Annotated in this window: 22 protein-coding genes; 5 read left to right on the plus strand and 17 right to left on the minus strand. The window is 59.4% G+C overall.

Annotated elements, in window-relative coordinates; genetic code table 11:
* Window positions 1-126: 126 nt before the first annotated feature.
* The 16 genes from FH061_RS04285 to FH061_RS04365 all read right to left on the minus strand — a co-directional run bounded on the left by FH061_RS04285 (window position 127) and on the right by FH061_RS04365 (window position 17,928).
* Window positions 127-1,176: an SDR family oxidoreductase gene (locus FH061_RS04285; protein ID WP_151633330.1), complete on the minus strand. Its 1,050-nt coding sequence runs from the start codon at window positions 1,174-1,176 to the stop codon at window positions 127-129.
* A gap of 57 nt (window positions 1,177-1,233) precedes the next feature.
* Window positions 1,234-2,598 carry an amidase gene (locus FH061_RS04290; RefSeq protein WP_151633332.1) on the minus strand — a complete coding sequence of 455 codons (1,365 nt, stop codon included), beginning with the start codon at window positions 2,596-2,598 and terminating at the stop codon, window positions 1,234-1,236.
* A 21-nt stretch (window positions 2,599-2,619) separates the two neighbouring features.
* Complete coding sequence (locus FH061_RS04295) at window positions 2,620-3,924, minus strand: TRAP transporter large permease (protein WP_404822419.1); 1,305 nt, start codon at window positions 3,922-3,924, stop codon at window positions 2,620-2,622.
* Window positions 3,924-4,427: a TRAP transporter small permease gene (locus FH061_RS04300; RefSeq protein WP_151633334.1), complete on the minus strand. Its 504-nt coding sequence runs from the start codon at window positions 4,425-4,427 to the stop codon at window positions 3,924-3,926. Before FH061_RS04300 ends, FH061_RS04295 begins: the two co-directional genes overlap by 1 nt.
* Window positions 4,428-4,430: 3 nt before the next feature.
* Window positions 4,431-5,408 carry a TRAP transporter substrate-binding protein gene (locus tag FH061_RS04305; RefSeq protein ID WP_151633336.1) on the minus strand — a complete coding sequence of 326 codons (978 nt, stop codon included), beginning with the start codon at window positions 5,406-5,408 and terminating at the stop codon, window positions 4,431-4,433.
* Between the two features lie 17 nt (window positions 5,409-5,425).
* The gene (locus tag FH061_RS04310; protein WP_151633338.1) at window positions 5,426-6,073 is read right to left on the minus strand and encodes a DUF4286 family protein; all 648 of its coding nucleotides are present in this window, start codon (window positions 6,071-6,073) and stop codon (window positions 5,426-5,428) included.
* Window positions 6,074-6,167: 94 nt separating this feature from the next.
* Window positions 6,168-7,127, minus strand: a complete 960-nt coding sequence (locus tag FH061_RS04315; RefSeq protein ID WP_151633340.1) for a LysR family transcriptional regulator — start codon at window positions 7,125-7,127, stop codon at window positions 6,168-6,170.
* Window positions 7,128-8,184: 1,057 nt separating this feature from the next.
* On the minus strand, window positions 8,185-9,324 hold the full coding sequence (locus tag FH061_RS04325; protein WP_151633342.1) for a zinc-binding dehydrogenase: 1,140 nt from the start codon (window positions 9,322-9,324) through the stop codon (window positions 8,185-8,187).
* A 258-nt stretch (window positions 9,325-9,582) separates the two neighbouring features.
* A complete protein-coding gene (locus FH061_RS04330; protein ID WP_225984502.1) occupies window positions 9,583-10,533 on the minus strand; it encodes a Bug family tripartite tricarboxylate transporter substrate binding protein in 951 nt (316 codons plus the stop codon).
* 212 nt (window positions 10,534-10,745) lie between these two features.
* Entirely contained in the window at window positions 10,746-11,222 is a 477-nt protein-coding gene (locus tag FH061_RS04335; protein ID WP_151633346.1) for a MaoC family dehydratase, read from the minus strand.
* 9 nt (window positions 11,223-11,231) lie between these two features.
* A complete protein-coding gene (locus FH061_RS04340; RefSeq protein ID WP_151633348.1) occupies window positions 11,232-12,392 on the minus strand; it encodes a CaiB/BaiF CoA transferase family protein in 1,161 nt (386 codons plus the stop codon).
* A gap of 41 nt (window positions 12,393-12,433) precedes the next feature.
* Entirely contained in the window at window positions 12,434-13,447 is a 1,014-nt protein-coding gene (locus tag FH061_RS04345) for a zinc-binding alcohol dehydrogenase family protein (RefSeq protein WP_151633350.1), read from the minus strand.
* Window positions 13,448-13,454: 7 nt separating this feature from the next.
* Window positions 13,455-14,438 (minus strand): Bug family tripartite tricarboxylate transporter substrate binding protein, encoded by a 984-nt coding sequence (locus FH061_RS04350; RefSeq protein ID WP_151633352.1) that lies wholly within the window; start codon window positions 14,436-14,438, stop codon window positions 13,455-13,457.
* Window positions 14,439-14,487: 49 nt separating this feature from the next.
* On the minus strand, window positions 14,488-15,474 hold the full coding sequence (locus tag FH061_RS04355) for an acyl-CoA dehydrogenase (RefSeq protein ID WP_151633354.1): 987 nt from the start codon (window positions 15,472-15,474) through the stop codon (window positions 14,488-14,490).
* A gap of 11 nt (window positions 15,475-15,485) precedes the next feature.
* Window positions 15,486-16,643, minus strand: a complete 1,158-nt coding sequence (locus FH061_RS04360) for an acyl-CoA dehydrogenase family protein (RefSeq protein ID WP_151633356.1) — start codon at window positions 16,641-16,643, stop codon at window positions 15,486-15,488.
* A gap of 61 nt (window positions 16,644-16,704) precedes the next feature.
* The gene (locus FH061_RS04365; RefSeq protein WP_151633358.1) at window positions 16,705-17,928 is read right to left on the minus strand and encodes a CaiB/BaiF CoA transferase family protein; all 1,224 of its coding nucleotides are present in this window, start codon (window positions 17,926-17,928) and stop codon (window positions 16,705-16,707) included.
* 283 nt (window positions 17,929-18,211) lie between these two features.
* Here FH061_RS04365 and FH061_RS04370 point away from each other — a divergent pair, with 283 nt between their 5' ends.
* Window positions 18,212-19,006 (plus strand): crotonase/enoyl-CoA hydratase family protein, encoded by a 795-nt coding sequence (locus FH061_RS04370; protein ID WP_151633936.1) that lies wholly within the window; start codon window positions 18,212-18,214, stop codon window positions 19,004-19,006.
* 70 nt (window positions 19,007-19,076) lie between these two features.
* Window positions 19,077-19,976 carry a LysR family transcriptional regulator gene (locus FH061_RS04375; protein WP_151633360.1) on the plus strand — a complete coding sequence of 300 codons (900 nt, stop codon included), beginning with the start codon at window positions 19,077-19,079 and terminating at the stop codon, window positions 19,974-19,976.
* A gap of 570 nt (window positions 19,977-20,546) precedes the next feature.
* On the opposite strand, the gene FH061_RS04380 is transcribed toward FH061_RS04375, so the two are convergent.
* Window positions 20,547-21,719: an MFS transporter gene (locus FH061_RS04380; protein WP_151633362.1), complete on the minus strand. Its 1,173-nt coding sequence runs from the start codon at window positions 21,717-21,719 to the stop codon at window positions 20,547-20,549.
* Between the two features lie 78 nt (window positions 21,720-21,797).
* Between FH061_RS04380 and FH061_RS04385 the strand changes: the two genes are divergently transcribed.
* From FH061_RS04385 to FH061_RS04400, 3 genes are all read left to right on the plus strand, one after another.
* A complete protein-coding gene (locus FH061_RS04385) occupies window positions 21,798-22,640 on the plus strand; it encodes an AraC family transcriptional regulator (RefSeq protein WP_225984503.1) in 843 nt (280 codons plus the stop codon).
* Window positions 22,641-23,714: 1,074 nt separating this feature from the next.
* The gene (locus FH061_RS04395; RefSeq protein WP_151633366.1) at window positions 23,715-24,020 is read left to right on the plus strand and encodes a helix-turn-helix transcriptional regulator; all 306 of its coding nucleotides are present in this window, start codon (window positions 23,715-23,717) and stop codon (window positions 24,018-24,020) included.
* Window positions 24,017-25,372, plus strand: a complete 1,356-nt coding sequence (locus FH061_RS04400; protein ID WP_151633368.1) for a HipA domain-containing protein — start codon at window positions 24,017-24,019, stop codon at window positions 25,370-25,372. Before FH061_RS04395 ends, FH061_RS04400 begins: the two co-directional genes overlap by 4 nt.
* Window positions 25,373-25,416 lie beyond the last annotated feature (44 nt).

Consider the following 25,416-nt stretch of genomic DNA (forward strand, 5'->3'; position numbering starts at 1 on the left):
CCTGTAACGTTGCCACACCGTCCCCGCATCGGAAACGGGTGCTGATCGAATAGTGGTTGCAGTCGGAGTCTGCAAGCGTTGCGTGCAATGCGTATGCTGTTCGCCGGCGTTTTTTCCGGCGCGCAGTCACGGAATGAAGCGCTGCTGGCGGAAGCTGTCGAAAATCCGCAAGAACATGTCTTCCGAATCGACAAATTCCTGGAATCCGTACTGTCTTGCCTTGGTGTTGTCGAGCATGATGTCCCAGGTCGGCGCAAACGCATAATTGGCAAATGCCCAGTTCGCGGCTTCGGAAAACGGTGTCGGCAGCAGGCCGTGCTCCTGCACGACCTCGTTCCATAGCGCTTCCTTGTCCGCCATCATGAGTTCGAGATCGATCTGCTGCACCCCGCCGTTCTCCATTCCGAAGTAGTCGGCAATCCGTGGCCACAGGTACTGCCAGCGGAAGTGGTCGCCGTTGACCATGTTGAAGGCCTCATTGGCGGCCGCCGGCGTCGTGGCGGCCCACAGCATGCCCTTGTTCAGCAGTTCGACGTCGCTTGCACAATGGACCGCCCGAAATGCGGCTTCCGGGCCGGGAAAGCGCAGCGGCAACCCCAGCTTCTTGCATAAGGTCGCATACACGGCGATCGGCTTCGGCAGGTTGATGTCGGTGCGCGCATAACCGCAGACGATATGCGGCCGCATCAGTGAATAGGTCCAGTGCTGGCCGCGTGCAAGTTCTTTCAGCAGGTCTTCCTGGGTGTAATAGAAATTCGGCGGAAAATGGCGCGCATCGCTTTCCTTGGCCGGCGTCTTGAACGGTCCCAGGTGGCGGCCGTAGTATTTCGAGCCCTGTAGCAGCGATACATGCTGCAGATTGCGTGCGCCCGGCAGGATCGACGTCATCGCGTTGCGGAACAGGTCCGTGTCCCTGGCCGCCTTGTCGACCCAGCGCGTGCCTGTTGCATGGCCAGTCCAAAATATATGCGTGACCTCCGTCAGTTGCCCGAGCTTCGCGGCGCAATCGTCGAGGTCGCTCATGTCGCATTCGACATGGCGAGCCTGGGTTTCGAACTGGGGCGCCCGGCGCGACACGATCGTCACGTCCCAGCCGCCCACCCTGTCGAGCAGCTGGGCCATATTCGCACCGACCATGCCGGTACCGCCCAGAATGACTGCGGTCTTCTCCGCCATGTCTTCTCCTTGCAGTGTAACGATGGATTAAGCGAGCGCCTGCGCCTGCTCAACCGGTCATGCAGCGTGCGACAGCGCCGCCTCGACCGCAACGCCGAGCCGCAGAACCTGCTCATCGTGCCCGTGCAAGCCGGCGATCATCAAGCCTACCGGCGCGTCTCCCGGCTTGTGGCATGGCACGCTCAATGCACAGCCATCAACGAAATTGATCAGCGTCGGATTGCGCAGCATCAGCAGATTGGTCGACCCGTAGAGGTCGTCGCTGTCGCGCAATGCGGCGATCGGCGGCGCGACCACCGGCACCGTCGGCAGCAGGAAGGCGTCGCAACCGGTATCGGCAAGCCGCTGCTGCACGCCCGCGATCCAGCGCCTGCGCTCGCTGAGCAGCGTGATGTAATCGACCGCACCGATGGCCGCCCCGCGGCGGATCCGCGCCGCTACCCGCGGGTCGTATTCTGCTTCGCGCGTTGCCAACATGTCCGCATGCCAGGCCCAGGACTCGGCGGCAATGAAGCCTCCCTGGCGATTGATATGCGCAAGCTCGGCAAACTCCGGCACTTCGATTTCGACCAGACGAGCTCCGGCACGGGACAAGGTGCTGCAGGCCGCGTCGAACGCAGCCGCCACTGTCGCATCAATGCCGTCAAACACGAGCGTGCGCGGCACCGCCAGACAACGATTGGCCAGCGGCACCATGCGCAAGTTCATGTGGGAATTACCCGACAACACCGCGTCGAGTTGCGCGCAGCACGACACGCTGCGGGCCAGTGGGCCGATCGAGTCGAGACTCGGAGACAGTGGCAGCACGCCGTCCAGAGGCACGCGCCTGGCCGTCGGCTTGAACCCGGTCAGGCCGCACAGCGCGGAAGGAATGCGTACCGACCCACCGGTATCGGTCCCGATCGCGGCGGCAGCGGCCCCTTCGGTCATGGATATCGCAGCGCCTGACGACGACCCACCCGGGATGCGTCCGGTTTGGCGATCCCAGGGGTTGCGCGGCGTCCCGTAATGCGGGTTCAAGCCTAGTCCCGAATACGCAAATTCGGTCATGTTCGTGCGTCCGATGATCACCGCCCCTGCCCGGCGCAGGCGTTCCACCACAGTGCTGTCCCGCTGTGCCGGTGCTGCGTCGTTTCGCACTACTGAACCGGCACGCGTTATCTGGCCGGCTTCGTCGAACAGGTCCTTGATCGATATGGGAATACCCGCCAGCGCAGGCAGCGGCACGCTGGCTGCACGCAATAAGTCCATCGCATCTGCCGTCGCACGAGCCGTGGCGGCATGCACCGCGATAAAGGTCGATGGTGCTTCGCTCGAATTCAGCGCAGCCTGCAGCGCCAGCTCGGTTAGTTCACGGCTGCTGACGCGGCCGCTGTCGAGCTCGGCACGCCAGTAATCCAGTGTATTGGGAGGAAGGGACATGATTGGCTTTCTTCAACAGGTTCAGCGGGCCACCATGGCGCTCGGCAGGCTCAGCACGATCTGCGGGAACAGGACGATCAGCACGACGGCAATGACCATCAGAAAAAAGAACGGAAATGCAGCCTTTGCCACCGTAAAGATATCCTTGCCGGTCATGCTCTGGACAACGAACAGATTGAAGCCCACCGGCGGCGTGACCTGCGCCATCTCGACCACGATCACGATGAAAATCCCGAACCAGAGCAGGTCGATGCCGGCAGCCTGCACAGCCGGCAGAATCACCGACGTGGTGAGCAGCACGATCGAGATCCCATCGAGAAAACAGCCCAGCACAATGAACAGCACCGTCAGTGATGCCAGCAGTGCCCATGCCGGCAGACCCACGCCAGTGATCCAGTTGGCAATCGCCGCCGGCAGGCCGGTAAAGCTCATCGCCGACGTCAGGTACGCCGCCCCCAGCAGGATGAAGAAGATCATCGTCGATGTCCGCACCGCGCCAAGCAGGCTGTCGACAAACGTGGCACGCGTCAGCATGCCCGACAGGGCCGCAATCAGCAGCGCCCCGACCACGCCGACCGCTGCTGCCTCGGTCGCAGTCGCGTACCCGGCATAGATGGAGCCGATGACACCGATTATCAGCAGCACCACGGGAATCAGGCTTCTGGATACGTGAAGTTTCTGCATGAAGCCCATCGTCAAACCGGCCACCGGGATCCGTTGCTTGTTGATCGCGGCCCACACCACGATGTATCCGGAGAACAGCGCCATCAGCATCAGTCCGGGCAGCACACCGGCAATGAACAGTCTGGCGACCGAGATTTGGGCCGCCACGCCATACACGATCATGATGATCGAGGGCGGGATCAGCAGCCCCAGCGTACCGGAGCCGGCCAGCGATCCGATTGAAATGCTCTCCGGATAGCCGCGTGACTTGAGCTCCGGCAGCGAGATTCGGCCAATGGTGGCGGCCGTCGCCGCGGACGAGCCGCTCACGGCTGCGAAGATGCCGCAGCCCAGTACATTGACATGCAACAGGCGGCCAGGCAGCTTGTCCACCCATGGTGCCAGTCCGGCAAACATGTCTTCCGACAGTTTGGTGCGAAACAGGATTTCACCCATCCAGATAAACAAGGGCAGCGCCGTCATAGTCCAGCTGGCGCTCGATGCCCAGCTATTGGTGGCGAGGATCGAGCCGCCGGGGGCTCCTGCAAAAAATTCCATGCCAATGATACCGACAGCGATCAGCGCCGGTGCCACCCACAACCCCATGCCCAGCAGCAGCACAAGCGAGCCGCCGAGCACTATTGCGAGCCATGCCATTTCCATTACTCGCTCCTCGCTTCGCCGTCGCCGATCTCGAATTTTTCATGTCGCAGCACACGCACCAGCCTTTCCCCAAACGCCAGCACCAGCAAAATTGTGCCGATTGCCATCGGCAGCTGCGGCAGCCACAGCGGTACCGGAACCAGCCCCTGTGACACTTCATTGAAGCGATAGCTTTCGACCACGAACGCGGTGCAATACCATGCAAAGTAGACCGACAGCATCAGGCCGATCGCGGACACCAGGACTTCCATCGCATGATGCAGCGACTGCGGAAGGAAGCGCATGACGACCTCGACCCGGATATGGGAGCCGCAGTGCAGCGCATACGGCAATCCGAAAAAGCCCGCGGCGGCCATGGCCCACGCCGCGAACTCTTCCGCGTCGCGTACGGTTGAACCGAGATTGCGGGCGATGACCTGCGCCATGATCAGCGCGCAGATCAACACCAGCGAAGCTGCCGACAAGAGCCCGGAGATGCGATACAGCCGGTGCAGGAAGGTCATGTCTTAGCGCTTGGCCTGGTCGAGTACCGCCTTGCCGTCGGGGCCGGCCTTCTTCAGCCACTCTTCGGCCATCACCGCACCGATTTTGGACAACTCCGGCTGCATCGCTGCGGGCGTCGGTCCGACGGTCATGCCGTTCTTTGCCAGGGTCTGGGTCAGCTCACTCGTCTTGCTGCGTCCGAGTTCCCAGCCCCTCTTCTCGGCGCGCTCGGCAGCAGCCAGTACTGCCTTCTGCGAGGCTTCCGGTAGCCTTCCGAAGGCACGGGCATTAACCATGACCACGTTTTTCGGGATGAATGCCTGCACGTCGTAGTAATACTTCGCGAAGTCCCATGCCTGGGAGTCGACGCCAGTGGCCGGTGACGTGATCATCGCTTCGATCAGGCCGGTGCCGAACGCCTGCGGGACGTCGCCGGAATTGACCGTGGTCGGCGACGCTCCCATCAGTTCGACCAGGCGCGAGGTGGCGGCATTGTAGGCACGAAACTTCATGCCCTTGAAGTCGGCGATCTGCTTGACGGGTACCTTGGTGTAGATTCCCTGCGGCGGCCAGGGCACGCTATAGAGCAACTTGATGCCCTGCTTCTGCAGCCGCGCTTCCATCTGGGCTCGGCTCGCCTGCCACAGCTTCCAGGCACTGTCGAAATCACGCGCCAGCAGCGGCACCGCGTCGACCTCGAAAATGGCATCTTCGTTGCCCAGCACCGACACCAGTACGTCGCCAATCGGCACCTGACCGGTCTGCACTGCACGCTTGAGATCAGGTCGCTTGAACAGTACCGAGTTCGAATGAATCTTGATGTCGAGCTCGCCGTTGGTAGCCTTGGCCACGTCGGCCGCGAAGTCTCGCGCGACAACCGTGATGTAGTTGCCGTCCGGCTGCTCGACGGACATGTTCCAGCGCTCGGCAGCGTGGGCGGAAGACAGGCCCAGACAAAGGGCGGCCGTGCCGGCAAGGAAGTAGCGGCGATTCAGGGTCATGAGTCTCTCCAAAAAGATCAAGAAGCCAGCCGCCACAGCGACTGGAATGAATAGACGTCTTCCGGCGGCAACCCTAGGGATGCACACAGGGCTTGCGCATGACCATGTGCAACGTCCGCGCGCGTCGCCTCGACCATCACCAGCGCATCAGCAGGAGCAGGCCGCGCATCGGCAGTCACCGGAGTCGACAGGGCAGCATCAGTTTCAAGGAGGGTCGTGCGTATGATGTGATCCTGGCTCGTCAGATCGGTCAACCGCTGACGCAGCTGCGTCCTGACGTTTTCCTGTTGCAAGATGTCTTCCGGCACCACGAACAGTGCCAGCGCACCTCCCTCGCCTTCTCCCTGTTCGAGGCTCAGTCGGCCAACGCGGCGCTGTGTGCCGCGCATGCGCTTGAAGTTTTCGAGTGACCAGGCAGTCTGGTTTGCGAATGCGGTCCGGTAGGCATCGGAACGGAAAGTCTCGATACTGTCCGTGTAGTAGAGCGCTAGATAAGGCCTTGGGCAGGCGCCGACCGAGGCAAAACGCCGTGCGCTCTGGAAGCCTGGAATCGCGACACGCTCCTGCATGTGTTCGCGGTCATACCAGCGGTTGAAGTCGAGCTCATGCTCGCGATCGATATCGGTCCAGATGCAGAGCAGGCCCCGTTGCAGGTCAGCATTCATGAGAAGCCATTCGTGGTATTAGCAATAACCTATTCTGTCCCGGGCGCATCGCCAAATCCAACAATAAATTCTTTCTACTTCCGATCAATTAAGTTTATGACCTCACCAGCGCCCATGGATCGCCAGGCACCTCTGAAGACGGCAGGCGCGCCACCTCCCTGGGCAGCGAACGCGCGAAATCATGTGCGCTTTGTTGCGCTGCAAGAGCAATCTGCTGGAAAAGCCGTGTTTCCGAACGCGAACGGTAGGAGCAGACCAGAGACATGTTGGGCATCTCGCTATCGATATTGAGAAAAGATACCTTTCCAGTAGCCAATTCTTCTTGCACGATTGCCGGCGGAAGCATGGCCACGCCGAAGCCGTCGACGACAAGCCTTATCATCGCGGAGACCGATGTCATGCAATTGATCCTGACGGGCTTCTCAATCTTGTCCTTGAACAGCCGTTCCAGGTAACGGTGCGGGCCTGAATTGCGGGAAAAGCTCAGGATCGGAAACGGCGCGATATCGGCGAGGGTCAGCACATCGCCATGGAGATTTAACCCTGTTGCACCGAACCACCGCAACGGGAAATCGCATAGGGGCAGGTTCTGTACGTTGGTCTCGAACACCGGATCGGTCTGCAGAATGACGTCCAGGTGGCCCTTGTTGAATTGTTCGATCAACCGGATCGTCGTGTCTCCGGCAAGCTCGACTTCCAGCTGTGGATAGGCGCGATGAATGCGCGTCATCAGGTCGGGAAACCAGGAATGAATGATGGACTCGATTACGCCGATCCGCACCACCCCAGTGTAAAGTGCCGGATCTTTCATATTTTCGAGCATTTCCTGGGTCGTATTGACCAGGCGCTCGGCGTAGATCAGCGCTTTGGTGCCTTCCAGAGTCAGCGTCACTTCGCGGTCGGCCCGATTGAACAAGCGCACGCCGAGTTCCTGCTCCAGTGTCGCGATCCGACTGGACACGGCCGCCTGCGTGGTATGGAGTTTTTCGGCCGTCAGGCGAAAATTGCGAATTCTAGCGAGCCAGACGAATGTTTCCAGAAAGCGTAGGTTCATCGTATTTCTTCCTGCCACGGCGGATGAACGAACAGGACACTGCGGCACCGGCCGCTTTGGAGCCGGCGTTCATCCAAAGCGACTCATGTTTTCCAAATGACAATCTTGGGCGAGAAGCGATGATCCGTCAAGTCAGAGACTGAAAGCGATGCCCGGCCCCGCGCTGCGCCCTGGATTGGCATACTTACTAACCACGTGGCGTCCTGGAATGCTGCGAAGCGCGGGATCAACGCGACGGCCATCATGTCCAATAATTTCCAAATTTAACATTTACCCGGTGTCGTTACCGTGACATCGATAAGCAGATACGAGGATGTTCGGCCTTGTGAGAAATACAGGGAGCAAAGCTGGAAGCCTCCCGTAGCACCTCCGCTTTTTCCACTACTTGTTTAGCGATCTAACGGGAGAAATCTGGGTCCAGCAGGAGTTCTCACCGGCTTAGCTAAAGGAATGCGGAGAACGGCAGCTAACCGGCGCATAGCGGAAATTTTGAGACGGATTGCTGAATGGTGAAATCGGCCCTTAGCGGCCCTTGAGCTTTCCCCGAAGCGGACATTCAACGGTTTTGACGAGAGACACATGCAGCGCCACCGGTAGTGGTTATCCACTCGATCGCGAGCAGTCATAGCAGCGAAACTCAACAAGCAAGCTTCCAGCCAGACCTTTCGGCACAATCTTGCAACCTATCTTAGCGAAACCGGATACCACATCCGCCCGCGCAAGACCGGCTTGGCCATACCGATATCTCAACTACACAGGCTTATTGCCCTGTACTCACCAAGGGCGGACGGGACATGCCGGCTAGAGCGTTTTCGCCTTGACCGGCCTAGTCGAGGCCGAGGCAGATTGCCGCTGGAACAAGGCGTGACGACGCGACATGGCCAGGCCATGGCAAGGAGTCACAACGCAGTGCCAGGGGCAATCTGTCCGGGATCGACAGGCAGGTCAAGGTGAAAACGCTCTAATGCAGAGGGCGGCATGACTCGTTCGAGTAACGTGGATGCTCCGTGCTTCCTCTCATTAAACTGCCGAGGCTTGCACAGCCAGAGCCTGACGGCTAGGTCTTCCAGGGATTGATCAGGTATTTCTCGCCGGTGCTGCGCTTGCCGTAAGCCGCGATAGCTTCCTTCTGCAAGACTTCCTGCAAAGAGACCACCTTGGTGTAGCGGCTGGCGAAGGTAGTTCGCAGTTCGGCCGCAACACGCTTCTTGAGCTCTGCCGTTCTGGCGGAGCCGATCTTCTGTAGAAAAGGAAACAGAAGCCAGCCTCCGAGGCTCCAGGTCATGCCGAAATCGCGGACGATTTCCGTCGGACGCGTATCAAGCCCGCCATAGATATACACCTGCTTGAAGGTCGTCGAACCATAACGGCTGTATTCTTTTGCGTTCCTGTTCGCCGCCGTTTCCATCGCGCTGAGGATCTGGCCCGCGAGCCGGCCGCCGCCGATGGCGTCGAAGGCGATGGTAGCGCCTGTCGCCTCAAGCGCGTCGGTCAAGGCTTCCACGAAATTGTCGGCACTGGTATTGCAGACGTATTGTGCGCCGTTCTTGCGCAGCAGATCTTCCTGCTCGCCGGAGCGCACGATATTGACCAATCCGATACCGTCATTCTGGCAGATGCGGTTCAGCATCTGCCCCAAGTTCGATGCAGCAGCGGTATGCACCAGCGCCTTATGTCCTTCCCTGCGCATCGTTTCAACCATGCCCAGCGCAGTCAAGGGATTGACAAAGGAAGACGCCCCGTCGGCCGCGGATGCGCCGTCCGGAAGAAGCAGGCATTGCTCAACGGGTACGCAGCGGTGGTGCGCATACATCGCGCCGCCGAGCGCGGCCACGGTTTTTCCCAGGAGCGCCTGGGCAGCCGGAGACGTGCCTGCAGCAACGACGGTACCGGCCCCTTCGTTCCCGACCGGCATCGATTGGTTCAACCTTCCCTGCATGCTCTTCATGCCGCGCTCGGGAACCCGCGCCGTGACCACCGGGCCGTCCGCGCTTGCCGCATAAGCAGCGGTACCCATGTCGGCCGCGCCGAACAGCAGGCCGATGTCGGATGGATTGATGGGCGTAGCTTCGATGCGTACGACGACTTCATTTTCCGCCGGCACCGGGACCGGTACCCGGACCAGCGAAAGTTCCAGTTCTCCATTGGAACGGATGAGTGAACGAAGCTGCAATGACGGCGGGGTATCAGAGGGCATGGGCATCTTTCTCAAAGAGATAACGAAAAGCCGGACACCGGATAATGACACAGTCTTCAGAGGAGCGCGGGAGGACTCGGCGTCCCCTCGTGACGCCGCCATGCGGCGCCTACGGTGCATTCCCGGAGGGTTTGCGCCAAAACGCGCGCTGGCGGCGTTGCATGGCTGGCAAAGGCGGCCAGCCCTGGCGTCGCCACGCGCCACCGCCAACACGCGGTTTGATGCGAACGCATCTCCCGAATGAAGTGTGAACAGACCCTAGTCGAGCGAGACGCCGGTTTGCTTGACAATCTTTGACCAGCGCGCCAGCTCCGATTTCACGTAGCTACCGTATTCCTCCGGCGATGACCCAAGCGCGATGGCTCCCTGGGCAGCCAGCTTCTTTTGAACCTCCGGGTTCTGCAGCGCTTTCATCAGCTCGCTGTTGAGCCTCTTGATGATGGGTTCTGGTGTCTTTGCCGGGACCATGAGTCCTTGCCAGGCGCTGACTTCAAATCCGGGCATGCCCGATTCGGAAACCGTCGGCACGTCCGGGAAAAGGGGAATGCGTTTCGGTGTCGTCACCGCCAGAAGACGCATGCGCTTGTCGCGCACAAAGCTTGCCACCGAATTGATCGTGTCCGTCATGAACTGAATCTGGCCGCCGACAAGGTCAGCATCCGCAGGCGCACTTCCCTTGTACGGAACATGCACGGCATCGATGCCGTTGGCCTGCAGCAGCTGGAAGGCGCCGAGGTGGGTGATATTGCCGCTGCCTGCAGATCCATAGGAAAGCTTGCCGGGATTGGCCTTGGCATAGTCAATGAATTCCTTCATGCTATTGACAGGCAAGGAGGGATTCACTACCAAGGCAAGCGGTACGGTGGCCGTCAGGGCCACAGGCGCCAGATCGCGCTGCACGTCATAGGACAGGCTCTTGTACAGCGCTGGGCTTAATACGATGGAAGACGTGTTGTACAACACGGTGTAGCCGTCCGCCGGCGCCTTGGCCACCAGCGCGGAACCGATATTGCCGTTCGCACCACCTCGGTTGTCGACTATGAATTGCTGCCCCATCTGCTCGCCCATCTTCTGGGCCAGGACGCGCGCAACAAGATCGGTCGGGCCGCCAGGAGGAAATGGCACGACCAGGGTGATCGGCTTGTTCGGATAGGCAGATTGTGCCTGAGCCGCAGGCCCGGTGAACGCGGCAACGCCGATGCTCACCATGAGACAGGATTGGATTAAACCCGAACGAAGATGGCGCATGCTTGGTAGTCTCATTTTCAGTCTCCTTGATTTAATTTGCCTCGCCGGCTACGGCGAGTGTTACGTCGTTGGTGCGAGCTAGGCGCTTATCCTGTGCTTATCCTGCGCTTGTCTGAACTCGCACCTGTGTGGTTGCAAGTACCCGGTAACAGGTCGCCCGCACCGTCAAGCTTTCATGCCGCATCGCCTCGGCCAGCCAGCATTCGCCGCGCGGTGTAGGTCATTACCAGTTCATCCCGCTGGTTAAGGACCTTGATGGTAGAGTCGACGATTGCCCTGCCGCCCTTCGAGGTAGGACGGATATTGTCGACCTCGACCATGGCATGAATGCGATCGCCGACCAGAACGGGAGCATGGATCTTCTGTGTCAGCTCAAGCATGGCAAGGCCGGTTCCCTGGATCATGGTTTGCAGAAGCAAGCCTTCGATCAGTGTGTAGGTCAGCGCAGCGGGAACCGGCCTGCCGGCGATACCGCCCGGTAGCGGTTCGCTGTCGATGAACATGACTTCCAACATGCCGGTGACGCCAATGAAACCGACCAGATCGGCTTCCGTCACGGTGCGGCGGAAGGTCTTGAAGCGCTGGCCCGGTTCCAGGTCCTGCCAGTAATAGCCTTGCCCAAGTTGCCGCACGGGTTTTGTATCGTTCATGTTGCCCTTTCAGTCGTCTGCACTATGAGGCTTGGCGATCCCAAGCTCAGCCATGATCTGCTCGGTATGTTCGCCCAGGCGTGGAGCCATGCGCACCGGGGGACGCTCTCCGTCGAACCTTACGGAAACACCCGGAAACTTCAGTGTTCCCATCTGCGGATCCGTCAATGTTTCGAAAAATCCGGTCTGCCGCAGATGTTCATCCTGCGGGAGATCGTCGAGGCGACGCATCGGCGATGCGGGTATCTCAAGCCGGCTGAAGGTCTCCAGCCAATCGTCGGTACTCCGGCCGGACATGACTTCCGCCGCGATCTCGTACAACGTCGCGATATGCGTTGTACGCGCTGCGATGCTGGTAAAGCGCTCGTCATCGGCAAGTTCGGGCCGGCCGGACTCGATGAAGAACCGCTGCCAATGCGCATCGGTGTAGGGCATCGCGCAGATATATCCGTCGGTCGTGCGATATGGACGCCGCCACTGGTTCAATACGCGCGGATAACCTGCGTCGGCAAGCGGTGGTTCAAAGTGCTGGCCGTAGAAATGCTCCACGAGATTGAAGGCCACCATGGATTCCAGCATGGGCACTTCGACATGGGACCCGATACCTGTGCGCTCGCGCTTGAACAGCGCGGCGAGAATTGCGTGCGCGGCGACCAGTCCGCATGTCTTGTCGCCCGCGATGGTCGGAAAATATTGAGGCTTGCCGGTCTGCTTTTCCATCAGCGCAGCGCAACCGGAAAGTCCCTGGATAATGTCGTCGTACGCAGGCCTGCCGCTATATGGTCCGCCCTCGGAAAAACCGAGCAGGCCGACATACACAAGCTTTGAATTGCGCTTGCGCAAGGTGTCCGGGTCCAGGCCGATCGCCGCGAGTTTCTGCGGACGAATGCTGTGCATCAGCACATCTGCGGTATCGACGAGTTTGAGCAGCGCTTCCCGGGCCTGTGCCGTCTTCAGATCCAGCACGATGCTTCGTTTTCCGCGATTGACGCCAAGGAAGATCGCGCTCATGCCGGGTTCGGTTGACGGGCCGGTCTTTCGGGTGGAATCTCCTTCCGGCGTCTCGATCTTGATGACGTCCGCACCGTAGTCGGCAAGGATCTGGCTGGCGTAAGGACCGAACACGACGGTGCTCAGATCGAGTATGCGAATGCCGTTTAAAGGAAGCATCAGTTCTCCTTGATTGGACTGATATGGGGGAAGGCGGAAATCTAACCCGTCACTACGACCTTGCCGATCGCATTGCCGGCTTCGACCAATGCATGGGCTCGCCGCAGGTTATTCGCGTTGAATCCCTTGAAACAATGTTTTACGGTACTGCGCACCTGTCCTGCATCAATCCGGCTCGCCACGCGATTCAATATCCGGTGCTGCTCTATCATGTCGGCGGTCGCGTGCAATGACCGCGTGAACATGCCCTCCCAGCTGAACGAAGCGCTCTTGCCGCGCAGTTCATTCATGGGCAGCGGGGACCGACTTTCCACCAGAGCGCAGATATGCCCATGGGGCTTGATGAGCTTCGACATCACTGGAAAATACCGGTCCGTATCCGACAGGCAGAGAATGAAGTCGACCGCACGCGTACCGTTCGCAGCCAGCTGCGCGAAGAGATCGCCGCGGTGGTCGACGACAATGTCGGCACCAAGTTCTCCGCACCACGCCTGCGATTCCGGCCGTGACGCAGTGGCAATGACGCGAAGCTGCCCGATAACCTTGGCCAGTTGAATCGCCATGGACCCGACTCCGCCGGCTGCGCCGATGACAAGCAGGGTTTTTCCCGCATCGTTGCCGGCTGCCGATATATGCATGCGTTCGAACAAGGCCTCCCATCCGGCCAGCGAAGCCACGGGCAGCGCTGCCGCGTCGGCGAACCCGATCGATGCCGGCATCGCGCCTGCCAGTCGTTCGTCTACGAGATGCAGTTCCGCATTGCATCCTGGGCGCGTGATGCTCCCCGCATAAAAGACGCGGTCACCCGGGGCGAACAGCGTAGCGCGCGGCCCTTTGGCGACAACAGTGCCGGCCGCGTCCCATCCCAGTATGCGTGGCTGTCCGTCCGCATGCGGACGCGCGCTGCGCATCTTTATATCGATGGGATTGACCGACACGGCCTCGATCCGAACCAGCAGATCCCGGCTGTCGGCGGACGGTGTCGCGAGCTCAAGATCGACCAGCGCATCGGCACCATGTCCGGCGGCGTCAGCAGGGATTCCGATAGCCTTCATATCCCGCTTATTGCTGCTCGACCTTGGCCTTGACGACGATATTTTTCCACAGCTCGATCTCCGCCGCCTGGAAACGGCGCATTTCCTCCGCGCCGCCGCTCATCGCTTCGGCGCCCTGGCGCTCATAGAATTCCCGCGTTTCCGGCATACGGGCAATCTGGGTCAGAAGCGCAGAAAGCTTTTCAGTCTCTGCTTTCGGAGTCTTCGCCGATACCATGGCGCCAACCCAGACATAGGCGTGGTAACCAGGCAATCCCTCCTCCGCCGCGGTCGGTACATCGGGCAGCGCCGGCGCGCGGCGCTCCGACGCCACCGCAAGCGCCCGTACCTTGCCGCCTTTCACCAACCCCTGTGTTGCCGTAATGTCCGAGAAGGTCAGATCGACCGTACCGGCGGCCACGCCGGCGAGGGCTTCGGAGGCACCCTTGTAAGGCACGTGAACGGTGCTGACACCCGCGACATCGTTGAACAGTTCAGCCATCAGCTGATAGCCTGCGGAGCCAGATGCGTAGTTCAGCTTCCCTGGCTGCGATTTGGCTGCCTTGACGAGGTCGGACACCGATTTGTAGGGCGAATTCGGCGGCACGGCGAGGACCGCCGGTGCGCGCATCATCATTGTCAGCGGCGCAAAATCTGTTTGCGGGTTGTACGGCAGCTTTTTAAACAGGGCGACGTTCACGGCCAGCGTGGAGTTGCTGCCGACGAAAACGGTGTAGCCGTCAGCCGGCGCGGACAATGCATTCTGGACGCCGATGAAGCCGTTGCCACCGGGACGGTTTTCCACGACGACCGGCTGCCCCGTCAATTCGGACAATTTCTTGCCGAAGTAGCGCGCCGAGGTATCCGTGCCGCTGCCCGGCGGGAAAGGCACGATGAATTTGATCGCGCGGGAAGGAAAGTCCTGTGCGATCGCCTGCAAAGCGGGCATCAGAACGGCGGCGCAACCGATTGCAGCCGACAGCACCATCCTGCGATAAGGCTTGTTCAACATCTCATTGTCTCCTCCGGGCATTGGTGCCCTGTCAATTTATTAACGACGCTTACCTACTGGCTGAACGGATGAAATCGACGATATGGTCTTGACCTGACTCCAATACGCGCTGTCCCACGATCCGGTTCCAGTAGGCTTCGGAGCCGTGCGCGATTCGCCATTCATGCAAACGGCGCGTCAGCAGATGCAGATCGTATTCCTCGGTCACCCCGATGGCCCCGTGTACCGCATGGGAAATCGATGCCACCAGTACCGCAGCCTCGCTGGTGCGGGATTTGGCGATGGCGCCCGCAAGCGGCGCAGGCATGCGGGCATCGCCCTGAAACGCCGCCTCGGCGGAGATCAGGGCTGCGGCGACATGCTCGGCCATTACGCTGATCTGATGCTGTATCGCCTGGAATTTGCCGATCGACTTGCCGAACTGCGACCGATCGTTTGCATACTGCAGCGTCATGTCGAAGACGCGCCGCATGGCTCCCGCAAGCAGAGCGGCGTGCAATGCCGCACCCCATTCCTCCAGGCCGCCAGCAACTGCCGTCGTTCGCGCGGTCTCCGGAGTCGCTTGCCAGGCCATGGTTGCGACCAGGCTGCCATGCACGCCGGTCGAAGTTCGCAGCGCTTCTGCTGCAGGCAGCACAAGGATCTGTTCCCCATCCTGGGCGACCACGTGATCGGCGATGGCGCCATAAGGCACTAACGGACATACCAGGCGGCCGTCTTCCGTGCGGCGCAAGGCCGGCGCGAGCGTAAGCATTCCTGCCGGGATGGCGGTATTTCCTGCAAGGACCGCGCGCGCCGCAATGCTTTGCGCCAGCGGCACAGGCATTGCATAAGCGCCGAGCGCAGTCAGAATGGGAAACAGTTCGTTCAGCGGCAGCATCGCGCCTCCCTGGTCTTCAGGAGCGAGCAGCTCGAGAAAACCTGCATCCGTCACCGCATTCCACAACACCGCAGGAGAACCGCCGGCCTCGATGGCGCGTACGGCAGCGGGCGTGCATTTGTCTTTCAGGATTTCTTCAATGGCTTCTGCAAACATCGCTGTTTCCTTTAACGCAAGCCCAGGCCGCGGGCGATCATGCCGCGCAGGATTTCACGGGTGCCGCCTCGCAGGGAATAGGTTGGGGCAACCTGGCTGACATAGGCTGCCGTCCGGTACAGATCGGCATCCGCAATATCATGCAAATCAGCCGAAATCGCCGCCTCGATCACGGCAGGAATGGCTTGTTCGAATTCCGTCCCGATATCCTTGACCAGTGCGGCTTCGACTACCGGGCTCGCCCCCTTCACAAGCTGGCTGGTGACAGTCACCGACATGTTGCGCAGCGTTGTCAAGTGGGTGGCGAAGCGGCCGATGGTGGCAGCATGCGCCATCGCGTTGCCGCCTTTCCTCAGGCAGGCTATCCAGTGATCGAGCAGCACGATGCTCGAGTACAGCCGTTCGGGGCCGCTGCGCTCAAAGGCGAGTTCGGCGGTGACCTGCTCCCAACCGCTGCCTTCCTGGCCGATCAGCGCATCGTCGGCCAGCTCGACGTCATCGAAGAACACTTCCGAAAAATGTGCATCGCCTGCCAGATCCCGGATCGGGCGCACGATCACTCCCGGCAAGGAAAGGTCAACGATGAACTGCGACAGTCCGCGCTGGCGGTCGTCGGGATTGCCGGAGGTTCTTACCAGCGCAATCATGTACTGGCAGTGCTGCGCATTAGTGGTCCAGATCTTGCGGCCGCTGAGCCGCCAGCCACGCTCCGTCCGGGTTGCGCGGGTGCCTACGCTGGCAAGGTCGGATCCGGAGTTCGGTTCGCTCATCCCGATGCAGAAGAAGGCTTCGGCCGCGCAGATCTTCGGCAGGTAGAAGCGCCGCTGCGCTTCGGTGCCGTATTTCAGAATCAGCGGACCGCTCTGCCGGTCTGCAATCCAGTGCGCGGAAACCGGAGCGCCGGCAATCAGGAGTTCTTCCACCAGCACGAAGCGTGAGAATGCATCGAGGTTGGCGCCGCCATATTCACTCGGCAGTGTCATGCCGACCCAGCCCTGCCTGGCCAGCGTGCGGCTGAACCCGGCGGAGAATCCCATCCAGGAACGCGCCCTGATATCTGGCGGCGTATCCGGCAGGTTGGACTGCAGGAATTCCTTGACCTTGGCCCGAAAGGTTTCCGCCTCGGCGGGAAGGCGGGCAAGACGGAAATGATTAAGCAGCGCGGTCATTGGCGCACGTCCTTATGTCGGGCGGCAAGTTGCATGGAATCTCCTTGGTCACGGCGGCGTGTCATACGATGCCTCGCGCTTTTAGTGCTGCGATGCGTTCCACGGACATGCCGAGACGCGCACCCAGTACCTCGTTCGTGTGCTCTCCCAGTGTTGGGGCGGCATGCCTGTAGCGGATCGGCGTACCGGAAAACCGGATCGGATTGGCCAGGCTGGGAACATCTCCGCCGACGGAATGCGGGAGCGACAGTTTCATCTGGCGGTGCCGCACCTGCGGATCTTCGAATACCTGCTGCATGTTGTTGATCGGTCCGCACGGGACATTGGCCGCTTCCATCTTTGGGACCCATTCCTTCATGGTGCGGGTCAGCATGGTCTCGGCGATCTGCGGGATCAGCGCGTCGCGATTGACGTTGCGCAGCCCGACCGTCAGAAAGCGAGGATCGTCGGCAAGATCGCGGCGCCCGATCACCTTGCAGAAAGAGGCATATTGCGAATCGTTGCCGACGGCAACGATGACTTCGCCTTCCTTGCAGCGAAAGACCTGGTAAGGAACCATGTTCGGATGCATGTTGCCCATTCGCTGCGGGATCTTGCCGGACATGAAGTGATTCATGGCCTGGTAGCCGTTGATCGCCACGATGCAATCAAGCAGGGCCATGTCGATGTACTGCCCCTCCCCGCTCACATGGCGATGCTCCAGCGCGGCCAGTATCGCCGTTGTTGCGTACATGCCAGTCAGCAGGTCGGAGATGGCGACCCCGCTCTTGACAGGTCCGCCCCCGGGTTCGCTGTCGGCATTCCCGGTAATGCTCATCAGGCCGCCCATGCCTTGGAATACGAAATCGTAGCCGGGCAGCGAAGCATAAGGCCCATCCTGTCCGAATCCGGTGATGGAGCAGTAAACCAGCCGCGGGTTCAAGGGGCGCAAATCATCATAGGCGAGGCCATAACGCGCGAGTGTCCCGACCTTGTAATTCTCGACGAGCACATCCGCATCGCGCGCCAGCTCGCGAACAATCTGCTGACCTTCTTCCGATGCCAGATCGATGGTGATCGATTTCTTTCCCCGATTCGTGCTCAGGTAATAGGCGGCGTCGGTGGTGTCGCGGCCATCCGCATCCTTCAGGAAAGGCGGTCCCCAACCCCTGGTGTCGTCGCCGGCCCCCGGCCGTTCAACCTTGATCACATCCGCGCCCATATCGGCCAGATTCTGTGTTGCCCATGGACCGGCAAGGACGCGTGTCAGGTCGAGAACTTTCAAGTGTCCCAAAGCCGTCTTCATTATTCTTTCCTGTGTAGTTGCCGTGCCGGTTGCGGTTTCGGCATGAGTCAGAGCATAGTTCGCAGCCGAATCGGCCGTCCAATATTAATTTTCGAGTTAGCGATACTCATCCGATATCAGCCTGGCCGAAATATTGCGGTGCAATATGCATTTTGCAGGTGGAGAAGAGTTTTCTCCCATACCAATCTCGTATCGCATTATTAGTTTTCGATATTGGACATCGACTGCGGGAATGAATAGGCTTGACACTTATTCACGCAAGGCGACACGACTGGAGGAGCACATGGCGGAGTTTCTGCTTTACGAACAAGAGGGACATATCGTCACATTGACCATGAACGAGCCGGAACGGCGCAATCCGCTGACAGGAAATAGCGCAGTGCCCGAGTTTATTGCGGCGATACAGCGCATCGAAAACGACCGCAGCGTGCGCGCCGTCATCCTGACCGGCGCCGGCAATGCGTTCTCCTCGGGTGGCAATATCAAGGATATGGAGCGTCAGGCAGGCGCCGATGTGACGGGCATGCAGATACGGCAGGAATACCGCCAGGGCATCCAGAGACTCCCCCTGGCCCTCTTTAATCTGGAAGTGCCCGTCATCGCAGCGGTTAACGGTGCAGCGATCGGGGCCGGACTGGATCTGACTTGCATGTGCGACATACGGATTGCCTCGCATAAAGCGAAGTTCGCCGAAAGCTTCGTCAAGCTGGGGATCATTCCGGGCGACGGCGGCGCCTGGCTGCTGCCCCGGATCATCGGTCTGTCGCGCGCCGCGGAAATGACTTTCACCGGCCAGATGCTCGACGCCGAGCAGGCACTTGCATGGAATCTTGTCTCACGCGTGGTCGCTCCGGAAGAGCTGCTGCCGACCGCGCGCGCGTTGGCGGAACAGATCGCTGCCAATCCGCCGCATGCTGTGCGTCTGGCCAAGCGCCTCCTGCGCGAGGGCATGCATTCACGCCTGGACACGCTGCTCGAGATGTCCGCTGCCTACCAGGCGCTTTCGCATCAGACGGCCGACCACAGCGAAGCCGTATCGGCCTTCCTCGAAAAACGCGATCCGGTATTCAAGGGCTGATTGCGGCATGCCCGGGACGGCAATGCGGGGCAAAGCGGTTATACTGCGGGCCTACGAGAACGTTCCCACAATGGACCTGCGCCGCATCCGTCACTTTGTCGTCCTGGCCGAGACGCTGAACTTTCGCCGCGCGGCCGAACGGCTGCATATGGCGCAGCCGCCGCTGTCGGTATCGATCCAGAAGCTCGAAGCGGAACTGGGCACGAAGCTGTTTGTCCGTCTGCCCAACGGCGTCAGCCTGACCCCGAGCGGAGAAGCTGCGCTGGCTGAAGCCAAGCGCCTCCTGTTTCATGGCGGCCAGTTTGCGCAAATCGCCCAAAGCGCCTCTGACGGAACGGGCGGTACGCTGCAGGTAGGGTTTGTCGGCTCGACGACGTTCGGCATGCTGCAGAAGCTCGTTCCCTTGTTCCGCGCTGAATATCCTGGCGTAGAGCTGATCTTGCGCGAGGCAACGTCGGCACGAATCGTTCAGATGGTTGAGGAAGATTCATTGGACGTGGGACTCGTGCGCACTCCTCTGCTGAGAGGCTCGGCGGCGGCGCTGGTACTGCTGGAACGCGACCAGTTCATTGCCGCTCTTCCTCGCGGCAATCGCCTTGTTACCAAGGGACCGCTGTCGCTGGCCGATCTGGCCGAAGAGTCGTTCATCATGTATGCCCGCAATGAAGCCGCCGGTTTGCACAGTGCAGCAATGCTGGCATGTCAGCATGCAGGTTTCCTGCCGCGCATCACACAAGAAGCGGTACAGGTGCAGACCGTGCTCGCGCTTGTGGAAAGCGGCTTGGGCGTTGCGCTCGTACCGTCCGTGATGCAGCGGTTCGTGAACGACAAGATCATCTATCGCGAGTTGACGGATTTCCCGGCCTCGGCGGAGATCGGCTTTGCCCTGGTGTACTCGCCTCAGCGCGAAAGCGCCGCCGTACGAAACTTCCGTACGCTTGCAAGCAATGTGTTCCCAATGCCGGTATAGACCTGCTGACTCAGTCGGCGCGTTCTTCTTTTTTAATTCTTCCACGACCCGCCACGGCGGCTTTCCGATGCGACGACCACAGCCCTTGGAAGCGCATGGTTCGTTTTTACCTAATGCACCGTTCCCTCCCGCATCCAAATGGACAAGGGACTGGTGACCGGCCCCATAGAATTTTGGCCATACCGTTAAGTCATGAAGGAGAACTTCTGGAACCTCCCACCATAACACCCAGCATGCTGAAATATGCCACCTTCTTACGCCATTGAAGTGCCCTTCGCATAGGGTTTTATCTGGCAGATCGTGGAAATTCCTTGATTGAAACGAATCCCAACCATGCCTTTACTGTAGAACAGTTGGTAACGCTTCGGCGCAGTATCAAACTTTGTTCGGCGGGTAAAAAATCGGACATTATCTCCAGAATGTTCTCAGGCCAAGAGCCTCTTCACCGTCCTTTTATCCACGTCTCACCGGTTAAGGCACTCACTTTGCGTCAAGACCGGCCATGGCCGATTCGATGTTCGCCGTCGCGGAAGGACAGGAAGCTTGATGCTCGCCCCTCGTACCTATAGTTCATGCCTTCACGCCTTGTGGTGCTGCAGCAGGCAGCCAGGTAACAATAGTGAATGTCAAGGCTGCGATACCTGCCATCATCCAAAGCAGTACGCTGAAACCGGCCTGCTTCACCAATGGACCCAGCAGCCACACCGCGATGGAACTTGCGCCAAACGATACCGCTAGCCGCATTCCTGCAACCCGTGAGCGCATGCGGTCGTCTACGTAACGCACGATCATGGCGTCGGTGAAGGGAATGGCGCCGAAGATCGCCACCATGAACAGGCCTTGGAGCAAGTACAACCACCAGCTTTCAGCATGGGCCGCCAGCGCAAGGAATGGAATCTGCATTGCAAGCACGGTCAAATAAAGCTTTTTGAGCGGGAAACGATCCAGAAGGCGCCCGACGACGAGTTGTGCAAGGGATGCCACCGTGTAAATCAGTGCAAGCAATAGACCTAGCGTTGCCGGATCGCGAGTAACCGCAGCAAATCGCTCGTGCAAAAGTTCGTAATTGCCATTGGTGGAGAAGTTGAAGAGCAGGCTGCCGCTTGTCGCTGCCAGCGTCATGACGAGGAATACCCGCGCCAGCAGGCCGCGCGGCAGTTCTGATTGGGTGGCGGCACGCTTGGCTGGCGGTGTGGATTCGTTGTTCGCAACCAAGGCAAATGCAATGCCGCAGGCAATGCTAAGGATGCCTGGTACGGCAAACGCCGGCCGCCATCCGAAATGTTTGACGAGAAATCCGGTCAGAACGGCGGCAACAGCAATGCCCAGATTCCCTACCATTCCATTGACGCCAATGGTCCACCCCGGCCGCTTTGCGCCTTGCACCAGCATCGGTATGCCGACGGGATGATAGATGGACGCGAAACAACCAAGCAGCGCCAGCGCACATGCCAGCTGCATGGGCGACTGCGTCAGGCTTGCCAAAATCGCTGCCCCACCCATGCCAAAAAAGAACACGATCATCAATGTTCGCCGCCCCAGATGGTCGCCCAGCTTCCCCGACGGTAGCGAGCCGATGCCGAAAAGAAAAAACGCGGCGGCGCTGTACGGCATCAGATCCTCCCACCGGACCAGGCCGAAGTCTGAAGCGATCGTCGTGGCGGCGGTCGCAAAGATGAGAAGAAACATGTGGTCAATGGCGTGACCCAGATTGAGCAGCGCCACGGTGGTCTTGTTATGCATGCTGGATGGTCATTTCCGTTTATGTACACATATGATCGTTTGACGCAGCCATGGCTGTCCTGCTCTAATACGCCAACAATGCGTCCAAAACCGCCATCTTTCCCGAACGATTTGCGTGCGAGCGCAGCCTCGCGCGTGGCGACAGCTGTTGCGCGCCCTGTTTCGGCACTTGCCAGTTCCTACTCCGCCGGGGCTGTCATTCCGCCGCATCATCATACCCGGGCTCAGCTTATCTTCGGCGTACAGGGCGTCATGACGGTGCAAGCGGACAGCAGCTTATGGGTCGTTCCTCCGAGCCATGCGCTATGGGTACCTGCCGGAGTGGAACATACTATCCGTATGAGTGGAAGAGTGGAAATGCGAACCGTCTACATCGATCCGGCGCATATGCAATGCGCGCCGGAGGACTGCCAAGTGCTCTTCGTATCTCAACTCTTGCGGGAACTCATCCTGCGTGCAATGGCCATTCCCCGGATGTACGATGAGCACGGCATGGACGGACGCATCATGCAATTGATTCTTGACGAAATAGCGTTGCTGCGGCCGCAACCATTGGGATTGCGCATGCCACGCGACACACGGCTCGTGCGGCTATGCGAAAAGGTGTTAAGTAACCTGTCGGATTCGCCTTCTATCGAGCAGCTCGGCATCGAAGTCGGGCTGAGCGAGCGGAGCATCATCCGGCTTTTTCCGAAGGAAACCGGCATGAGTTTCGGTCGCTGGCAAATGCAGGCCCGGCTAATGAAAGCGTTTGATCTGTTTGATCAGGGGCGCAGCGTTACATACGTCGCTGTAGAACTGGGCTATTCCAGTCCCAGCGCGTTTTCCAAGATGTTTCGCCGATGGATGGGCATTGCACCGGCCACCTTGCTGGCCAACGAGCGTAATGCGGTGCCGGTAGACTCTTCTGGAGCCGTCTAACTGCTCGCATGACTTATTGCGCTCCTCTTTGCTCTGACTCCGCCATCAAGGTTGATGCTAATGCCCGAATTTAGACATAATCACCAGATTGTCCATAAACGGTCTAGTGGTGTGAGTTTAAATTTGTTGAATACAAATGTGGCGAAATCATGGCGAGACAAGGGAATCACACCACTAGAGCCTGTTATGAATTAAAGCCGAAGATGGACATGGTTTTGCTGAGCATGAGGCAGATGAAGGCGACATAGTGAAGTGCGGCTAACGTCTGTGCCATGCGTTCATGATCGCGTGCCAATCTTCGGAAACGTGCGGCCCAAGTTGGATGGTTCGGCTATCGAGGATAGTTGCCGTCGGTGCCGGTTCGCGTCCGGCAGCAAGGCGTAGCAGTGAACGCAGATCATGCGCAATCGATTCGAAGCAACCTGCCTTGATCCAGCGCTGCGTTTAATTGCAGCAATGTCAGGTAAGGTGCAACGAAGTCCCGCTCTTCGTCTCGCACATCGCTGGGATAAGGTTTTCTGGCAGTCATGCCGCCATGAACCTGTTGCTACTTTATTAGTTCATAACTGGCTTTAGGAAGCGCATGGTTTAGGGCAAAGAACCATGCCATTGGCCTTAAAGAAAGGACCGTCCGCGCGGCTTCTCTAATGGCGGCATGATCCTGGCACTGGCGCAAGTTTCTGCCAGCATGCGACTCAGGCCGGGTCGCACGCGCGTGCTGTATATCAGGCTGGAAGGGAAGACCGGATGTAGATTTCGGCTTGAGGTGCTAACCGCCGCCGACCAAGAGAGCGATCTGAGGCATCACTGCTAGATCAAACGGTCATCTGGATTGCCCGTCCATAATTTTTGCGTTCAAAGACGCAGTCGGCTGCCCTTCTCCGCGCATTGCTTCTGCAGGGATTGAAGTCATTGGCGGATATAGGCGGAGGGAGTTGGTATATTCTACTAAAGCAGAATTTTTAGTGAATTTCCCAGCATCCAGCACCTATGATTCTGCTATAGCAGAATTTTATTTGTGTCCCATGACTCCATGGTCTAATATTCTACTATTGCAGAATATTCGGTGTGTCCATGAAAACGGTTCAACCCACTGCCTTTCCTGCGGATCCATTTGTGAGTTCGGTCGAAGTGCTTGCACGGGCCATACGGGCCGTACGCACCCAAGCTCGCCTGACCGTGTCGGACGCGGCACTGGTGGCTAACGTGTCAATACAAACGCTCGTCGACGTCGAAGCCGGCCGCCCAGGTGTCAGTATCGGAAAGATCCTCCAAATTGCCGATGCACTCGGTGTCAGCCTGTTCGTTGCCCCGGCCGCCCAGCGTGAGGTACTACGCAGTCAGATCCGAAGCACGGCCTCCGACGGGAGCATGAAATGAATCTCGTCGTATGGGCTCAGCAACAGCGTGTAGGATTGCTGTCGTACGATGGCGCCATGAGCCGGTTTGCGTTTAAATACGGACCGGACTGGATCGCCCGGCGCGGCGCCTTTGCGCTTGGGCCGACACTGCCGCTCACACCTGACCCGGAACAGAACGCCGATCAGCATAGTGCGGCAGTGCGTCAGTTTTTCCAGAACCTCCTGCCAGAGGGGAAGGCGCTTGAAGACGCGGCCGGCGTCAATAATGTTTCCAAGACCAGCGTGATAGGTCTTTTGCATGTGCTGGGTCGGGAGACTGCCGGCGCGTTAATGTTCACGCTTCCCGACGAAGACCCGCTCCAGATGGCACAGCCGTCACGCCCACTTCCTGATAGAGAGCTCTCCCAACGGATCAGGGAGCGGCCGCAGATGCCGTTTTCTGTCTGGGATGGCAAGGTTCGCTTGTCCATTGCCGGCTACCAGGACAAACTGGCGGTCTACGAGAAGGATGGCCAGTGGTTCTTAGTCGAAGACCCGCGCCTGGCGTCCACCCTGATCGTCAAACCCGAGCCCGTTGCCAACTTCATGGCCGGTATGACTACAAACGAGTTCATGTGCATGCGCCTGGCCGCGGCGCTCAGGCTGCCTGTTGCGAACGTTCACCTCAAGCATGTCCCCGAGCCGGTATTGGTCATCGAGCGGTTTGACCGCATGACGATACCGGCGGCGGACGGGAGGATGTTCGTTCAGCGGATCCACTGCATTGATGGCTGCCAGGCCCTAGGTTTGCCGGTCGACTTTAAATATGAGCGCCCGTATGGTGACGCCATCGATGTGCAGTATGTGCGCGACGGTGCGTCGCTCAATCGATTTCTCACCCTGCTTGACGACAAGACGATAACGCCGGCGCCCGGGATTTCGAAGCTGCAGTTCCTGCGTTGGGCAATCTTCCAGATATTGGTCGGCAATACCGATGCGCACGCCAAGAACATGAGTTTTTTTTGTGACGGCGGCGGCCTGACCGTCGCGCCGGCCTACGATCTCGTCTGTGCATTAGTCTATGCCGGCGATAACGTCCAGGACACGCTGGCCATGGCAGTCGGCGACAATTTTGATCCACTCACGGTCAGCGCCTACGACTGGGCCCAGATGGCGCACGAAAACAAGCTGGTGCCGCGGCTGGTGGCCAGCGAACTGCGTCGGATGGCAAAAGGCTGTCTGGATGTGCTCCCCGGGCTAGTGCAAAAGCTTGAGAACGAAGGCGCGGAGCGGGACATGTTGTTGCGCGTTCAGGACGTCGTTGCGCGTCAGGCAGCGGAAGCCATGCGGGTAGCCCCTCTCATTTCAAAAGTAGACAAAGGCCTCTTCTGAAGTGGTCAGAAGTAGCTTCAAACAAATACGCCGATGACGACCAT

It is taken from the genome of Noviherbaspirillum aerium (assembly GCF_008929045.1).
Taxonomy (GTDB): Bacteria; Pseudomonadota; Gammaproteobacteria; order Burkholderiales; family Burkholderiaceae_D; genus Noviherbaspirillum; species Noviherbaspirillum aerium.

Bases quoted from the DNA above. Each gene is read 5' to 3' on its own strand.
- FH061_RS04355 (WP_151633354.1), bottom strand. From the start codon at position 15,474: ATGTTTGCAGAAGCCATTGAAGAAATCCTGAAAGACAAATGCACGCCC.
- FH061_RS04325 (WP_151633342.1), bottom strand. From the start codon at position 9,324: ATGCCCTCTGATACCCCGCCGTCATTGCAGCTTCGTTCACTCATCCGT.
- FH061_RS04345 (WP_151633350.1), bottom strand. From the start codon at position 13,447: ATGAAGGCTATCGGAATCCCTGCTGACGCCGCCGGACATGGTGCCGAT.
- FH061_RS04370 (WP_151633936.1), top strand. From the start codon at position 18,212: ATGGCGGAGTTTCTGCTTTACGAACAAGAGGGACATATCGTCACATTG.
- FH061_RS04400 (WP_151633368.1), top strand. From the start codon at position 24,017: ATGAATCTCGTCGTATGGGCTCAGCAACAGCGTGTAGGATTGCTGTCG.
- FH061_RS04305 (WP_151633336.1), bottom strand. From the start codon at position 5,408: ATGACCCTGAATCGCCGCTACTTCCTTGCCGGCACGGCCGCCCTTTGT.
- FH061_RS04350 (WP_151633352.1), bottom strand. From the start codon at position 14,438: ATGTTGAACAAGCCTTATCGCAGGATGGTGCTGTCGGCTGCAATCGGT.
- FH061_RS04310 (WP_151633338.1), bottom strand. From the start codon at position 6,073: ATGAATGCTGACCTGCAACGGGGCCTGCTCTGCATCTGGACCGATATC.
- FH061_RS04330 (WP_225984502.1), bottom strand. From the start codon at position 10,533: ATGGTGAGCATCGGCGTTGCCGCGTTCACCGGGCCTGCGGCTCAGGCA.
- FH061_RS04285 (WP_151633330.1), bottom strand. From the start codon at position 1,176: ATGGCGGAGAAGACCGCAGTCATTCTGGGCGGTACCGGCATGGTCGGT.
- FH061_RS04385 (WP_225984503.1), top strand. From the start codon at position 21,798: ATGCGTCCAAAACCGCCATCTTTCCCGAACGATTTGCGTGCGAGCGCA.
- FH061_RS04335 (WP_151633346.1), bottom strand. From the start codon at position 11,222: ATGAACGATACAAAACCCGTGCGGCAACTTGGGCAAGGCTATTACTGG.
- FH061_RS04340 (WP_151633348.1), bottom strand. From the start codon at position 12,392: ATGCTTCCTTTAAACGGCATTCGCATACTCGATCTGAGCACCGTCGTG.
- FH061_RS04365 (WP_151633358.1), bottom strand. From the start codon at position 17,928: ATGAAGACGGCTTTGGGACACTTGAAAGTTCTCGACCTGACACGCGTC.
- FH061_RS04315 (WP_151633340.1), bottom strand. From the start codon at position 7,127: ATGAACCTACGCTTTCTGGAAACATTCGTCTGGCTCGCTAGAATTCGC.
- FH061_RS04300 (WP_151633334.1), bottom strand. From the start codon at position 4,427: ATGACCTTCCTGCACCGGCTGTATCGCATCTCCGGGCTCTTGTCGGCA.
- FH061_RS04375 (WP_151633360.1), top strand. From the start codon at position 19,077: ATGGACCTGCGCCGCATCCGTCACTTTGTCGTCCTGGCCGAGACGCTG.
- FH061_RS04360 (WP_151633356.1), bottom strand. From the start codon at position 16,643: ATGACCGCGCTGCTTAATCATTTCCGTCTTGCCCGCCTTCCCGCCGAG.
- FH061_RS04395 (WP_151633366.1), top strand. From the start codon at position 23,715: ATGAAAACGGTTCAACCCACTGCCTTTCCTGCGGATCCATTTGTGAGT.
- FH061_RS04380 (WP_151633362.1), bottom strand. From the start codon at position 21,719: ATGCATAACAAGACCACCGTGGCGCTGCTCAATCTGGGTCACGCCATT.
- FH061_RS04290 (WP_151633332.1), bottom strand. From the start codon at position 2,598: ATGTCCCTTCCTCCCAATACACTGGATTACTGGCGTGCCGAGCTCGAC.
- FH061_RS04295 (WP_404822419.1), bottom strand. From the start codon at position 3,924: ATGGAAATGGCATGGCTCGCAATAGTGCTCGGCGGCTCGCTTGTGCTG.